Origin of the sequence: Rhodoferax antarcticus ANT.BR, from assembly GCF_001938565.1 — a bacterium.
GTDB lineage: Bacteria > Pseudomonadota > Gammaproteobacteria > Burkholderiales > Burkholderiaceae_C > Rhodoferax > Rhodoferax antarcticus.
This window is the reverse complement of record NZ_MSYM01000008.1, coordinates 204,071-217,834: the sequence shown is the minus strand read 5'-3', so window position 1 is coordinate 217,834 and position 13,764 is coordinate 204,071. Positions and strand designations below refer to the sequence as shown.

Sequence of the window (13,764 nt, the reverse complement as noted above, 5' to 3'; positions counted from 1 at the left end):
TAAAGGTGGGGGCGGGGCGGGTTACTTCAGGCTTTTGGTCGCATTGGCAATCTGCGCCTGGTCCATCGCATGCTGGGCCTCGGGTGGCATGTAGTTTTCATCGTGCTTGGCCAGCACTTCAGACGCGGCAAAGTGGCCAGAGCTGTCAAGCTTGCCTTGCGCTACCACGCCTTTGCCTTCTTTGAAAAGGTCGGGCAAGATGCCGGTGTACGACACTTTGACCTCCTTGGCGGTGTCGGTCACCACAAAGTTTGACGTCAGGTTGACACGTTGCAAACTGCCCTCCTTGACCATGCCGCCGACGCGGAAAGTGCGGTCTTTGGGCGCCTCTCCCAATTCAATCTGGCTGGGCGTAAAAAAGAACACCAGATTGCTCTCAAACGCGTTGAGCACAAAATAAGCCGACAAACCGACAGCTGCGAGACCGCCAACAATGATGGCTGCGCGTTTTTGACGTGGTTTCATGATGTTGAAGACGAGTTGATGTCGTCTTGAGAGTTGGTTTCGTTCAAAAGGTTTCGTAAAAGCGAGCGACGCTTCGCCCGAACCTGCCAGATCTCAGCGATCACCACCAGCGCGGTGATGCCAAAGCTACCCCAGACGTAGAAGCCGTAGCCACCCATCTGCCAAAATTCTGCCCAGCTATGCCACTGCATGTTTCACCCATTCCGTATGACGTTCCCGGTCCAAAATGATGTTGCGCACCCGCACCAGTGCGATCGCAATGGCGTACATCCAGAAGGCCACCACCATGATCAGCATGCCGGTGAGCATGGTGCTTGCCATCGAACTGCCCTTGAGCGACACCGACGCACCCTGGTGCAGCGTGTTCCACCATTTGACCGAAAAGTAAATGATCGGCACGTTCACCGCACCCACCAGGGCCAGTACGGCACTTGCGCGGTCAGCGCGGCGTGGGTCGTCAATGCTGGCGTGCAGCGCCATGAAGCCGAGGTACAGAAACAGCAGGATCAGCGTAGAAGTCAGGCGTGCATCCCACACCCACCAGGCCCCCCACATTGGCTTGCCCCATAGCGCACCGGTGACCAGTGACAAAAATGCAAACAGTGCACCGGTAGGCGCAAGCGCCGAGGCCATCATGCCCGACAGGCGTGTGTTGAACGCCAGGCCGAGCCCAGCCCAGGCGGCCATGACCAGATAGATCAGCATTGACATCTGCGAGGCGGGTACATGGACAAAGATGATGCGGTAACCTTGACCCTGCTGCGCGTCGACTGGTGCCACAAAGAAAGAAATCCACAGCCCAACCAGCAGCAGAACAGTGGCCAAGGCGGCAAACCAGGGCCACATTTTTCCGGCCAAAAAGTAGAAGCTTTGCGGTGAAGCAAACTTGAACCAGCGAGTCACAGGTGTATTCATTCCAGAGAAATCCTCAGGGCGGCGGCTGTCGCTATCGGCGAAAAAAACAAGGAGAGTACCAGCAGGGCAGACAGGAGGGAGAGATGCCCGCCAAAGCCCAGGCCGGCAGCGTCGGCTTCAACCGCACCGGCACCGAAAATGAGCACCGGAATATAGAGCGGCAGGATCAATAAGGAAAGTAAAACCCCTGCGCCGCGGACGCCCAATGTCAGCGCGGCACCAATGCTGCCAATCAAACTCAGCGTCGGTGTACCCAGCAGCAAGGACAGCATCAGGATACCCAGCGCCCGGCCGTCCAAACCAAATTGCAAACCCAACACCGGCGCCATCAGCACCAGCGGCACACCCGACAGTAGAAAATGCGCCAGCGCCTTCGCCAGCACCAAAAGGCCCAGCGGGGTAGGTGACAGCACCATTTGTTCCAGCGAGCCATCAGCGTAGTCCGTGGCAAACATGCGCTGCAGCGACAGCATGGCAGCCAGCAGGGCGCTTACCCACAACACGCCTGGCGCCATGCGCAGCAACAGGCTGGACTCGGCGCCCACCCCAAGTGGAAACAGGCTGGCAATCACCATGAAAAACACCAGTGGGGTCAGTACCTCGCCTTTTTGCCGCAGGCCCAGGGCGATTTCGCGCTTGATCACCGCCAGCATGACCGCGCCTGCGCCGAGTGTCGTTGTCATGGTGCTTTTAGTTCCAGCAGTTGTGCCGGGTGCGCGCCCACTGGCACGCGCTGGTGGCTGGTAAGCACGGCCAAACCACCCTTGTCCAGGTGTGCGGCGATCAGGTCTGAGAGCATCTGAATGCCCGCTTCATCCATGGCCACATAAGGCTCGTCAAGCACCCAAAGCCGAGCCGGGCTCAATGCCAGCCGTGACAAAGCAACGCGACGTTTTTGGCCCTGGGACAAGTGGCGCACCAGTTGCTGCGAGCGCCCGCGCAGGCCAAACCGCTCCAGCACGGACCTGGCTTTTTGCTCGGCCAGTGCCACGCCACCCAGTGCCGAGGTAAACATCAGGTTTTCCTGCACCGACATCGATTCCTGCAGCGCATTGAGGTGCCCCAGGTAGCACAGGTCTTGCCGATAGCTGTCGTGCTGTGACGCAATCGGAACGCCGTTCCAAAGAATCTCGCCAGACTCCACCAGGGCCAGCCCGCACAGCATGCGCAGCAAGCTGGTCTTGCCTACACCATTGGCACCGGCAACATACAGCCAATGCCCCGCCTGCAGCGTGCAGTCAAGGTCTTTGAAGAGCTGACGCCCACCCCTGGTGCAACCAAGTTTGGACAGTGTCAGTACGGGAGAAATGGTCAAGGTAACGCCAGCAGCAAAAAGAGTGGATTATCCAGCGGACTGGCGCAAGCACGGCGTGCCTTTGGTTACCGCACCCTTTTAACGGGTAATCACCAGCTTTTGGTACAGGCCGCCAAAGTAGGTTTGCTTGTCGATCTGGCTGAAAGAGACAGCAGCGGGCAGCCAGGCGGTAATGTCGTTGTTCCACAAGTCCATGGCATAGGGTTCCAGTGTCGTCAGGATCGGCACCATGATGTAGCGAAACGGGCTGCTCGACACCGGTTTGTGGTAGTCCACAAAGATGATCTTGCCACCCGGCTTGGTGACGCGAAGCGCCTCAGAAATGGTCTTGCGGCGCACGGCTAACGGCATTTCATGCAGCAGAAAAAACACCAATGTGGTGTCTTGGCTGGCATTGGCAAAGGCCATGCGCGAAGCGTCTTGTTGCAAGATGCTGACCTGACTTTTGTCGTTCAATTTTTTGTGCAGGTTCTTGATTTGCACCGGGGCCACGTCGATCACGCTGAGGCGGGCCTGTGGGTCAAGGCGGCGCACGATGTGTTCTGTCAGGTTGCCATAGACGCAAGCCACCTGCAGCACCTGGCCATGAATCACCTCACCCATGTCCTGCAGCGCCAGATCACGTAGACGCGAAAAATTGCCCCACAAGATCAGGTTCACCAGCCACTGGCGCTCAAACACGCGCACCGCGTTGGGGTGGGTGTAGGCCCACCAATAGGTTTTTTCCAGGTACTCTGGTACCACAACGGGGGCGTGGGGAGCAGTGGCGACGCCAGTCAAGGAGGGGTCAAGTTGGCGGAGATTGGATTTTTCGAGAAGCATGAACAGACCTTGAGTCAGGGATGGTGTGATGGCAAGACGGCTTATTTGACCCAACCTTCAGCGCGTAACGCCGCCTGTACCGCCGGGCGTGCCGCAACGCGAGCAGCCAAGGCGCTCAGGTTGGGCAGACCAGTCGTTTCCACACCCACATGCTTGCCCCAACTTTGCACTACAAAAAGGTAGGCGTCAGCCACTGTGAAGGTGTCGCCCATCAGGAAGTGATGGCCGGCGAGCTCACCGTCGACCCAAAGTAGGCGGCCCAACAGGCGGGCTTTGGCCAGTGCCTTGGCCTCATCGGGCATACCGGGCACGAACAGGGGTGAGAAGCCCTTGTGCAGTTCGGTGGCTATAAAGTTGAGCCATTCCTGCAATTTGTAACGCTCAAAGGTACCGTTAGCCGGGGCCAGCGCGAGCTGTGGCACCTGATCAGCCACATATTGCAGGATCACGGCGACCTCGTGTAGCTGCCGGCCATCACCGAGTACCAGCAGCGGCACGTAGCCGAGCGGGTTGATGGTGTAGTAGTCAGTGCCGTCGGCGAGCTTGTGAGTTTTGGTGGGCGCTGCGATAGCCTCAAAGTCCAGTCCTGATTCTTTCAGGGCGATGTGGGTAGATAGAGAGCAGGCACCAGCCGAATAATAAAGTTTCACGCGAGTCTTTCAGGGGGTGCCAGCATCGGTGGGGCAAGGTTGTAGACAAAGGATTGGTCAATGCTAACCCGCATCAACTGGTCGTGCTCTTGGCTTGCTCTGAGGCCCCCACACCTCAAAGGTGATTGATGGCTATATCAAAAATATAGCTGCTCGCGCTTATACCATAAGGGCTAGAGGCCAATTTAACAATGCAAAACTTTGGCGATTGGATTGTGCCGCAAGCGGAAGGCGTCGGGCATTTTTGAGCCTAACAATGGACGCAAATACATGCGAAATGCATCGGTCACGTCGGTGCCACTTTCGGTGATGAACTCGTCTTCCATCGTGCGGGTTTTGCCGGCCACCGTGCTCAGGGGCAGCAACTCGTAGTCGACCGAATAGAAGCCAGTGCGCTTGATGGCCACCGAGCCGTCCCGGTCGCCCCACATGGCGAACTGCACGGCCTTTTCACCCACTTCACGGGCTTCGCGCTGGTCCACATCCGAGACGCAGCCGATGAACGAGCGCTGCATGTAGCCAAAAGTGTCACTGCGCACGCGCTTGATGTTGAGCTTGGTCTTGATCTCTTGGCACAGCAGATCGCCCAGGGCGCCGTTGCCAGACAACTGCACATTGCCGTGCGCGTCATGCTCCATTTCTTTGGCCAGGAGTGCTGCGATAGGTCTGCCGGACGCATCGTGGATGCCCTCTGACACCGCGATCACACAACGGCCATAACGCTCGTAGGTGGCTTTCACATCGGCCAGAAACTTCTCCAGCACAAAGGTGCGTTCCGGGAGGTAAATCAGGTGCGGGCCGTCGTCAGGGAATTTTTTGCCCAGGGCGGAGGCGGCTGTCAGGAAACCGGCATGGCGCCCCATGACCACACCCACATACACGCCGGGCAAGGCGGCGTTGTCCAGATTGGCGCCGGCAAACGCCAGCGCGACAAAGCGCGCTGCTGATGGAAAACCGGGTGTGTGGTCGCTGCCGACCAGATCGTTGTCAATGGTTTTGGGGATGTGGACGGTGCGCAGAGGGTAGTTGGCGGCCTGCGCTTCTTCGCTGACGATGCGCACCGTGTCTGAAGAGTCGTTGCCACCAATGTAGAAAAAGTGGCCTATCTTGTGCGCTTGCAGCACCTTGAAAATCTCGTGGCAATAGGCTGCATCCGGCTTGTCGCGGGTGGAGCCCAGCGCGCTTGACGGCGTGTTGGCCACCAGCTCCAGGTTGTGGCTAGTCTCCTGGGTGAGGTCGACAAAGTTTTCGTCGATGATGCCGCGCACGCCGTGCCGCGCGCCATAGATGTGGCCGATATGGCCAAAGCGCCGTGCTTCTAGGGCCACGCCCACCAGCGACTGGTTGATGACGGCGGTGGGGCCGCCGCCCTGGGCGACGAGAATTTTTCCGGGTGCCATGGTTTTGTCCTCTTTCAAAAGGGGTTGGAACGGAAATTGTCAACGCCCATTGTGCCCCTGAACCTGTCAGGTTTTGGCTGAGCACAAGCCAGGCTGGGCGTAGTTTTTGGCGCCGTCGGTAAAATCGCCTTTCCCGCCGCTTCGATGGAATCACCATGCTTTACCCTCAACACTTTGACGTGATCGTCGTCGGTGGCGGCCATGCCGGCACCGAGGCGGCGTTGGCCGCTTCCCGGATGGGCTGCAAGACGCTGCTGCTGACGCACAACATTGAGACGCTGGGCCAAATGAGCTGCAACCCGTCAATTGGCGGCATTGGCAAGGGCCACCTGGTGAAAGAGGTGGATGCACTGGGTGGCGCCATGGCGGGAGCCACCGACGAGAGCGGCGTGCAGTTTCGCATTCTCAATTCTTCCAAGGGCCCCGCGGTGCGCGCGACCCGCGCTCAGGCCGACCGCATTTTGTACAAGGCCGCCATCCGACAGCGCCTGGAGAACCAGCCCAACCTGTGGCTGTTTCAGCAGGCAGTGGATGACCTGATGGTGGAAGGCGACCGGGTGGTGGGGGCGGTGACGCAAGTCGGTATCGAGTTTCGTGCCAGCACGGTGGTGCTGACCGCAGGCACTTTTCTGGACGGCAAGATCCATGTCGGCTTGAGCAACTACGCAGCGGGCCGCGCCGGTGACCCGCCTGCGGTGTCATTGAGTGCGCGCCTGAAAGAACTCAAGCTGCCGCAAGGCCGCCTGAAGACCGGCACACCGCCACGCATTGACGGGCGTAGCATTGATTTCAGGCAATGCACGGAGCAGCCTGGCGATGGCATGCCGGGTGGCATGAGCCCGGTGATGCCGGTGTTCAGTTTTCGGGGGCACCCCAAGCAACACCCTGCGCAGATGCCGTGCTGGATCACCCACACCAACGAACGCACCCACGACATCATCCGCAGCGGCTTTGATCGCAGCCCGATGTTCACCGGCAAGATTGGCGGCATTGGGCCGCGCTATTGCCCCAGCGTTGAGGACAAGATCAATCGCTTTGCCGACAAGACCAGTCACCAGATTTTTCTGGAGCCCGAGGGCCTGACGACCCACGAGTATTACCCCAACGGCATCAGCACCAGTCTGCCGTTTGACATTCAGTACGCACTGGTGCGTAGCATGCCAGGGTTGGAAAACGCGCACATACTGCGGCCCGGCTACGCCATTGAGTACGACTACTTTGACCCGACCCAGCTCAAGAGCACGTTTGAGACGAAGGTGATTGGCGGGCTGTTTTTTGCCGGCCAGATCAACGGCACCACCGGTTATGAAGAGGCCGCAGCGCAAGGCTTGTTTGCAGCCATCAATGCCGCCCTGCAGGTGCGCGCCATGGGCGGCGGCGTTGCTGCGGCCAGCGCGGCGGGCAGCGTGAGTTACGGTGGCGACAGCTGGCTTCCGGGACGTGATCAGGCCTACTTGGGCGTGATGGTGGACGACCTGATCACCAAAGGCGTGAGCGAGCCTTACCGCATGTTCACCAGCCGTGCCGAGTTCCGGCTGCAATTGCGCGAAGACAATGCCGACGCGCGTCTGACCGAAGTGGGGCGCCAGTTGGGTTTGGTCGATGACATCCGCTGGGCAGCTTTTTGCCGCAAACGCGATGCTGTTTCACGTGAAACAGAGCGCCTGCGCAGTATCTGGGTCAGCCCGAAAAACTTGGCGGCTGCCGAGTCTGAGCGCGTTTTGGGCAAGGCGCTGGAGCATGAATACAACCTGGCCGACCTGCTGCGACGCCCTGGCGTGACTTACCCTGGGTTGATGTCGCTGGAAGGTGGCAAGTATGCGGTACCAGAACTCTTGGTAAATGTTTCACGTGAAACAGACGACGCCTGGTCGGCGCCGGACCGTTTTGTAGCCGAGGTGGTTGAGCAAGTTGAAATTGACGCAACTTACTCGGGCTACATCGAGCGGCAACACGCCGAGATAGAGCGCACCGCGTACTACGAGCATTTGAAGTTGCCTCAAGACCTGGATTATTTGCAAGTGACTGCGCTGAGTTTTGAGGCGCGCCACACATTAAATAAACATCGTCCGGAAACCTTGGGACTGGCCTCCAGAATATCGGGAATCACCCCGGCTAGCGTGTCGCTGCTGTTGGTGTATCTGAAGAAAAGCGGTTCTCGCGGCTTGACCACGCAGACAATGCTGGATGTTTGAATGTGGCTGGTGCCGAGGTTTTGTTATTCGAGTCAACGACTTGACTCGACGACGTCGCGCAGAATAGGGGCATTGTCATGAAGCGTAAGCTAAAAATGTTAAATTAAATACGCATATAAAATTGGATTATACTAATTCCATTTATAATCTATTCTCCAATATAACTGGAGTTTCAATTGGCAAAGAAGGTGACGTTAACTTTACTCCCGCAAGAGCGATTCCAGCTGCAACATATTATTGATCGTGGTTCAAACTGGCGTGAGCGTGAACGCGCCAAAACATTGATTCTCTTTGATGATGGACTATCCATGAAAGTGATTGCTGAAACTGTTGGCATAGATATTCGCACAGTCGGCTTGACGCGTATGGATTGGCTCAAGCGTGGTTTTGAGTCGCTGGTTGATGCACCTCGCAGTGGCGCGCCAAGGAAGATCACCCCAGAGCAACTTGAAAGGCTCTTGGACGCGGCTGAGAAGGAGCCATTGACAGCCAAGGCGCTGTTGGCCAAGCACGTCGACGCCGGCGGCACTTTGGTGCATCTGAACACACTGACCCAGGCATTGAAGAAGGCCCAATTTGTTTGGAAACGCACACGTTCATCACTCAAAAAAAAAGAGACGAAGCCGCTTTCAGATCTGCCCAAGTAGAGATCGCTGGACTGCGTTCGCAAGCCGCTGCGGGTGAGATGGTGTTGGCCTACTGTGACGAGGCAGGATTCTCGCAAGTACACCCCAATCGCAGCGCTTGGACACCCAAAGGAAGTCGTCATTTGAGTGAGGCCAAACGCGGAAAACGGCTCAACGTGCTGGCTGCCATGCTGTCCACCGGGGAACTATTCAGCGCCAAAATTTGGCAATCTACAACGGCAGAAATATTTGCTGGATTCATTGGCTTGCTCAAGGAACACGTTGGGAAGAAAATAACCGTCATCATTGACAATGCATCAGTTCACAAAGCGAAGGCGACCAAGCCAATCATGGCTTTGCTGGAAAACAAGGTGTGACACTTTATTTTCTCCCTCCGTATAGTCCGGAGCTTAATCGTATTGAAAAGCTTTGGCACCTGATGAAATACACCTGGGTGTCCGCCAAGTGTCGCGACAGCGAAACCTTGGAGGCTGATGTTGGTGACATACTTGACAACTTTGGGTCCAAATATGAATTTAACTTTTGACGTATTTAACTTAATATTAATAGCTTATCTGGTTATTGCTTGCCGTGCTGCTGGTTTTGTTACTGATTCCGCTGTGGATCAAAAAAGGCATGGATGAGCGTGCAGTGCTGTCCGCCAAGGTTGAGCTGCAACACATCAGCTCGCCACCACCCGCGCCGCCAGTGACGCCAGCGCCAGCAGCACAGGCCGTTCGACCGATTGGCTTTGGCTTGACATTTGCCCTGGTCCCCTCTGACGGCAAGCAGCCGCCAGACACCGTAGGCCTGAATTGCCACGGTGAACCCAGGCAGTTAGACCGGCCGCACCAAGCTTCTTGTAACCCTTACCGAGGCGACACAAGTTGCCGCACTGTGCTGCCGGTGTTATGTATCAAAACCACGGGCGCAGCCAAGCCCGAAGGTGTGGTAGACGGCGTTTATCAGGGCTGGGTATCAGGCAGCTTGGCGGCGACCGAACCAGTGATGGGCGCAGTGCTGGAGTCGCTTGACGTTGCCACGGCGCGCTGCGCTGCAGAATTCGGGCCAGGTTGGAGGATGGCCGAGTTCCATGGCGGCCAAGGCGGCTGGGGACTCCAGGGTGATAAAGGGTCAGACTTCAGTTCCAACACCCGCTTCTGGGTGCATATCAACGATCAACCCGGCAACTGCTGGGACAGCGAACCATGAAACTTTTGTTTCCCGTGAAACCGGTCCATGCCCTTCAACGGCGTGGTACGCAGTGGCTTTTCGTCAGCTGCTGGGCGGGGCTGCTGGCGGGGCAGAGCGTGTGGGCGGATGTGCACAAGTGCACCACGCCAGATGGCCGAGTGATCTTCAGTGACCAGCCATGCACTGTCGGCCAGGTAGCTGGCAAGACCCGGTTTGGCGCGGCCAGCCCCGCAGCCACCACCACGGTCGAACCACCGCCACCAGCCGGCAAGGATGCGAGTGCGATGGAAAGGGAAGCCATGCGGACCCGGATGCGTGCCGCGTTTACCCCAGAATGCCGTGCCTTGAGTGACCGCATCACACGCTATGTAAAACAAGCCTCCGATCAGACGCCTGACGCGGTGGTCATCGAGGACATGGCACGCTTTGAAGAGAAGTGTGCCGTCCAGACCAGTGGCATCACCCAGGCCGAAATGGATCGAAAAGCGGCCGAGCGCAAGGTTCAGGAGGTGCAACTGGCTTGCCAGGAAAAACGGCGTGTGATCGAGGTGCGCCGCACCATACGCGCCAGCCTGAGCGCACAGGAGCAGCAGGTTTTGAACCAAATCGAAACAGAAGTCGCCCGTGAATGCCGTTGACGAATCTTTTCGGCTGACACTGACGCAGTCTGCCGCCGCCATGGGTGTGTCGCTATCAGAGACGCAAACCTTGGCCTTGCTGGGCTATATGGCGCTGATCCAGAAGTGGAACAAGGTTTACAACTTGACCGCGGTGCGCGACGCATCAGCTATGTTGACCCACCATTTGCTGGACAGCTTGGCTGTGATCGCCCCTTTACGCGAGCAGCTAAGAGCGAAGCAAGTTTTGGGCGAGGATGTGGCGAAGCGTGTCCGGTTGCTGGATGTGGGCTCCGGTGCCGGACTGCCTGGCGTGGTGATTGCCATCATGTGCCCGGGTATTCAGGTGGACTGTGTGGACACCGTGGCCAAAAAAGCATCGTTCATTCAACAGGTGGCGGTCACGCTCAGGCTGCCCAATCTGCGGGGTATCCATGCCCGGGTGGAGAGTTTGACTGACAAATACCAGGTGGTCAGTTCGCGCGCGTTTGCTTCTCTGGTTGATTTCACAAGTTGGTCGGTCAATGCGTTGGCAGAGCAAGGTGTCTGGATGGGCATGAAGGGCAAACACCCGGCTGACGAGATGGCTGCGTTGCCAGCTTCGGTGGCTGTGTTTCACGTGGAACAACTTGATGTGCCGGGGCTGGGGGCTGAGCGCTGTATTGTGTGGATGCGGCCTGCTGTAGAGGGTTGACTGCTTTGTGGTTGCTGTTGTGCGTCGAGTCTGGCCGAGGTCGGGGCTCTGGCGGAATCAGCCGGGTGATGCGCTCTGCTTCGTGTCCCCCGGCCTGCGGCCTCCTCCTTGATCTACGCAGAGCGCACCACCCGACTGATTCTGCAAGCAGTTTTGGTGCGCTGGCAGGGGGTAAGACAGAAGTCAAAAATTGCCTGCGTTGGCTGGATGTGAATCGACGGGACTGAGGATCACAGCGGAAATTCTGCCCCAGATAGCGCTAGGCGCGGTGATTGGGTGATGCGACCGGGCTTCAGGGTGAAAGGCGCGCGTCGACAGTCGCACGCGTACTGATCCCGCCACCTCGCGCGTGATTTCACCCTGAGACCGCATGCGCATCATCCAGTCGTCGGGCCGGGTTTGACATGAAGCGTTTATTTTGAGAGACACCACAGCAGCTTGAACCGCACCCATGGAGTCAGGGTGCATACCATAGTGTGGAATGATGCTGACGCACACACTAACTTTCATGGCACTGATAGCACCCCAGAGGATGAAAATCCTGCCGTCATGACGAGCCAGACGTATCCGGTCGATACCGCACACGGACCTTGAACAGAGCTCCCGTCATCGCGAGGCCGAAGGCCGTGGCGATCCAGGCATTCAGAAGTCCTGGATGGCTTCACTGCGTTGGCAACGACGGCTGTATTTCAGGCTAACAAAGCACGAGGCAGTAAGGATCAGACACCCGATCCAAACCCGGTTTCAACCCCCAACAATTCCAACGTAAACTCACTTCCTCCCAAGTTCAAAGATCCCTATGCTCGGCATCACCGACTACGCCACTTTTGTTGTCACCGTTCTCGTTTTCCTGCTGATACCTGGGCCGGGGTATTTGGCGCTGATCACCTCCACCAGCAAGGGCGGTATCCGGGGTGGGTTGGCCGCTACCTTGGGCGTGATATTGGGTGACCAGGTGCTGATGTGGTCGGCCGTAGCGGGCGTGGCGGCACTGCTCACCGCGTATCCGGATGCCTTTCATGCGGTGCAGTGGCTGGGTGCGGGCTACTTGGCTTGGCTGGGTGGCAAGATGCTGCTGGCCAAACCGGGTGCGGCGCCGGTGCTCAACATCAAGCCACACCACTACCTGAAGCAGGCGCTGATGATCACCCTGCTCAACCCCAAGGCGATTTTGTTTTACATGGCATTTTTCCCGCTGTTCGTCGACCCGGTGCGCCAGCAGGGCTTGGTGACGTATGCCTTCATGGCCGCCACCATTGCGGCGCTGACCTTTTTCTACGGCCTGACTTCAACTCTGTTGACGTATTTTCTGGCGGAGAAGGTTCGCGCTAACCCGTTGATTTCGCAGGTGTTGGAAAAAGTAGCCGGTCTGTTTTTGATCGGTTTTGGTATCAAGCTGGTGGTGTCGCGCTGATCCTGCTGACCTTGTTTCACGTGAAACCTTTACCCCATTCTGTTTTGTTGTTCTCTCAGTGAAGTCGCTCATGGCCAAAATATTCTGCATTGCCAACCAAAAAGGTGGCGTTGGCAAAACCACCACCACCGTTAACTTGGCCGCCGGCCTGGCCAAGGTCGGGCAGCGGGTGCTGATGGTTGACCTGGACCCGCAGGGCAATGCCACTATGGGCTCTGGCATTGACAAGCGCAAGCTCGAACTCAGTGTGTACGACGTGTTGTTGGAATCCGCTTCGGTGCGCGAGGCACGGGTGCAAAGCGCCAAGCTGGTGGACGCCAACTGTGGCTATGACATTTTGGGTGCCAACCGCGAGCTGGCCGGGGCCGAGGTGGAGATGGTCAGCCTGGAGCGCCGCGAAAAGCGTCTGAAAACCGCGCTGGCCGAGGTCGCTGCGGATTACGACTTTGTGTTGATCGACTGCCCGCCGAGTCTGTCGATGCTCACCCTCAACGGCCTGTGTTGCGCGCATGGTGTGATCGTGCCGATGCAATGCGAATACTTTGCGCTGGAAGGGCTGGCCGACCTGGTCAACACCATCAAGCAGGTGCACGCTAATCTGAACAAAGACCTGGCCATCATCGGCCTGCTGCGGGTGATGTTTGACCCGCGCATCACCCTGCAGCAGCAGGTGAGTGAGCAGCTCAAGGCCCGCTTTGGCGACAAGGTGTTTGACACCATGATTCCGCGCAACGTGCGCCTGGCCGAGGCCCCCAGCTACGGCGTGCCCGGCGTAGTGTTTGACCCGTCATCCAAGGGGGCGCAAGCCTTTGTGGCCTTTGCCACCGAGATGGTGGCACGAATCGAAAAAATGTAAGAAAAATTGGCCTCTAGGCCTTATAGGGCATGCGCCAACAGCTATTTATTTTATAGTGTCTACCTCACCCCCCATTCTCATCCTGCCGGGCTGGCAAAATTCTGGCCCGGCGCACTGGCAAAGCCTCTGGCAAGACCAGCTGGGCGGCATCCGCGTTGAGCAGCATGACTGGATGCGCCCGCTGCGCGGTGACTGGATCGCCCGGCTGGAAGACGTGCTGTTGTCGCTGCATGCGCCCGCCGTGCTGGTGGCGCACAGCATGGGTTGCCAACTGGTGGCAGCCTGGGCCGCGCACTCCAAAAACAGCCAGCGCGTTAAGGCCGCGCTGCTGGTGGCACCGGGAGACGCCGAGCGCGAAGAGCTGCGCCCGGTGCTGGGCAGCTGGTCGCCGCTGGTACTGAAACCTTTGCCGTTTCCCAGCACGCTGGTTGCCAGCACCGATGACCCGTATTGCACCCTGGTCCGCGCCACCCAGTTTGCCAACGCCTGGGGTTCGCAGCTGGTGAACATTGGCGCGCGCGGCCATATCAACGCCGACTCTGGCCTGGGCAACTGGCCTGACGGGCGGGCGCTGCTGCAAGAACTGATTCAAATTTAAGGA

General features: G+C 58.0%; 18 protein-coding genes. 10 read left to right on the top strand and 8 right to left on the bottom strand.

The window, feature by feature from the left end; translation table 11 throughout:
- Positions 1 to 21: 21 nt before the first annotated feature.
- The 8 genes from ccmE to BLL52_RS05920 all read right to left on the bottom strand — a co-directional run bounded on the left by ccmE (position 22) and on the right by BLL52_RS05920 (position 5,567).
- Positions 22 to 465 carry a cytochrome c maturation protein CcmE gene (gene ccmE / locus BLL52_RS05955; RefSeq protein ID WP_075585779.1) on the bottom strand — a complete coding sequence of 148 codons (444 nt, stop codon included), beginning with the start codon at positions 463 to 465 and terminating at the stop codon, positions 22 to 24.
- Positions 462 to 656: a heme exporter protein CcmD gene (gene ccmD, locus BLL52_RS05950; RefSeq protein ID WP_075585778.1), complete on the bottom strand. Its 195-nt coding sequence runs from the start codon at positions 654 to 656 to the stop codon at positions 462 to 464. The genes ccmE and ccmD overlap by 4 nt, the downstream gene beginning before the upstream one ends.
- Positions 643 to 1,380 (bottom strand): heme ABC transporter permease CcmC, encoded by a 738-nt coding sequence (ccmC, locus tag BLL52_RS05945; RefSeq protein ID WP_075585777.1) that lies wholly within the window; start codon positions 1,378 to 1,380, stop codon positions 643 to 645. Before ccmC ends, ccmD begins: the two co-directional genes overlap by 14 nt.
- Entirely contained in the window at positions 1,377 to 2,063 is a 687-nt protein-coding gene (gene ccmB, locus BLL52_RS05940) for a heme exporter protein CcmB (protein WP_075585776.1), read from the bottom strand. The genes ccmC and ccmB overlap by 4 nt, the downstream gene beginning before the upstream one ends.
- Positions 2,060 to 2,695 carry a cytochrome c biogenesis heme-transporting ATPase CcmA gene (ccmA, locus tag BLL52_RS05935; RefSeq protein ID WP_241839023.1) on the bottom strand — a complete coding sequence of 212 codons (636 nt, stop codon included), beginning with the start codon at positions 2,693 to 2,695 and terminating at the stop codon, positions 2,060 to 2,062. Before ccmA ends, ccmB begins: the two co-directional genes overlap by 4 nt.
- Positions 2,696 to 2,773: 78 nt before the next feature.
- Positions 2,774 to 3,517, bottom strand: coding sequence for a rhodoquinone biosynthesis methyltransferase RquA (gene rquA / locus BLL52_RS05930; RefSeq protein WP_083633809.1), 744 nt, complete (start codon positions 3,515 to 3,517; stop codon positions 2,774 to 2,776).
- A gap of 41 nt (positions 3,518 to 3,558) precedes the next feature.
- The gene (gene gstA / locus BLL52_RS05925) at positions 3,559 to 4,167 is read right to left on the bottom strand and encodes a glutathione transferase GstA (RefSeq protein WP_075585775.1); all 609 of its coding nucleotides are present in this window, start codon (positions 4,165 to 4,167) and stop codon (positions 3,559 to 3,561) included.
- A gap of 185 nt (positions 4,168 to 4,352) precedes the next feature.
- Positions 4,353 to 5,567 carry a 6-phosphofructokinase gene (locus tag BLL52_RS05920; protein WP_075585896.1) on the bottom strand — a complete coding sequence of 405 codons (1,215 nt, stop codon included), beginning with the start codon at positions 5,565 to 5,567 and terminating at the stop codon, positions 4,353 to 4,355.
- A gap of 155 nt (positions 5,568 to 5,722) precedes the next feature.
- On the opposite strand from BLL52_RS05920, the gene mnmG reads away from it, so the two are divergent.
- From mnmG to BLL52_RS05870, 10 genes are all read left to right on the top strand, one after another.
- A complete protein-coding gene (gene mnmG, locus BLL52_RS05915; protein WP_075585774.1) occupies positions 5,723 to 7,762 on the top strand; it encodes a tRNA uridine-5-carboxymethylaminomethyl(34) synthesis enzyme MnmG in 2,040 nt (679 codons plus the stop codon).
- A 176-nt stretch (positions 7,763 to 7,938) separates the two neighbouring features.
- Entirely contained in the window at positions 7,939 to 8,409 is a 471-nt protein-coding gene (locus BLL52_RS05910) for a helix-turn-helix domain-containing protein (RefSeq protein ID WP_158025661.1), read from the top strand.
- On the top strand, positions 8,343 to 8,765 hold the full coding sequence (locus BLL52_RS20290; RefSeq protein WP_139313316.1) for a transposase: 423 nt from the start codon (positions 8,343 to 8,345) through the stop codon (positions 8,763 to 8,765). Before BLL52_RS05910 ends, BLL52_RS20290 begins: the two co-directional genes overlap by 67 nt.
- A complete protein-coding gene (locus BLL52_RS21970; protein WP_075585773.1) occupies positions 8,762 to 8,935 on the top strand; it encodes a transposase in 174 nt (57 codons plus the stop codon). Before BLL52_RS20290 ends, BLL52_RS21970 begins: the two co-directional genes overlap by 4 nt.
- 44 nt (positions 8,936 to 8,979) lie before the next feature.
- On the top strand, positions 8,980 to 9,600 hold the full coding sequence (locus tag BLL52_RS05895; protein WP_139313315.1) for a hypothetical protein: 621 nt from the start codon (positions 8,980 to 8,982) through the stop codon (positions 9,598 to 9,600).
- Entirely contained in the window at positions 9,597 to 10,220 is a 624-nt protein-coding gene (locus BLL52_RS05890; protein WP_075585771.1) for a DUF4124 domain-containing protein, read from the top strand. Before BLL52_RS05895 ends, BLL52_RS05890 begins: the two co-directional genes overlap by 4 nt.
- Before the next feature lie 40 nt (positions 10,221 to 10,260).
- Entirely contained in the window at positions 10,261 to 10,893 is a 633-nt protein-coding gene (gene rsmG / locus BLL52_RS05885) for a 16S rRNA (guanine(527)-N(7))-methyltransferase RsmG (protein WP_420852620.1), read from the top strand.
- Between the two features lie 799 nt (positions 10,894 to 11,692).
- Positions 11,693 to 12,307, top strand: a complete 615-nt coding sequence (locus BLL52_RS05880; protein ID WP_075585769.1) for a LysE family transporter — start codon at positions 11,693 to 11,695, stop codon at positions 12,305 to 12,307.
- A gap of 70 nt (positions 12,308 to 12,377) precedes the next feature.
- A complete protein-coding gene (locus BLL52_RS05875) occupies positions 12,378 to 13,163 on the top strand; it encodes a ParA family protein (RefSeq protein ID WP_075585768.1) in 786 nt (261 codons plus the stop codon).
- A 55-nt stretch (positions 13,164 to 13,218) separates the two neighbouring features.
- Entirely contained in the window at positions 13,219 to 13,761 is a 543-nt protein-coding gene (locus BLL52_RS05870; RefSeq protein WP_075585767.1) for an RBBP9/YdeN family alpha/beta hydrolase, read from the top strand.
- The last annotated feature ends 3 nt before the right edge of the window (positions 13,762 to 13,764 follow it).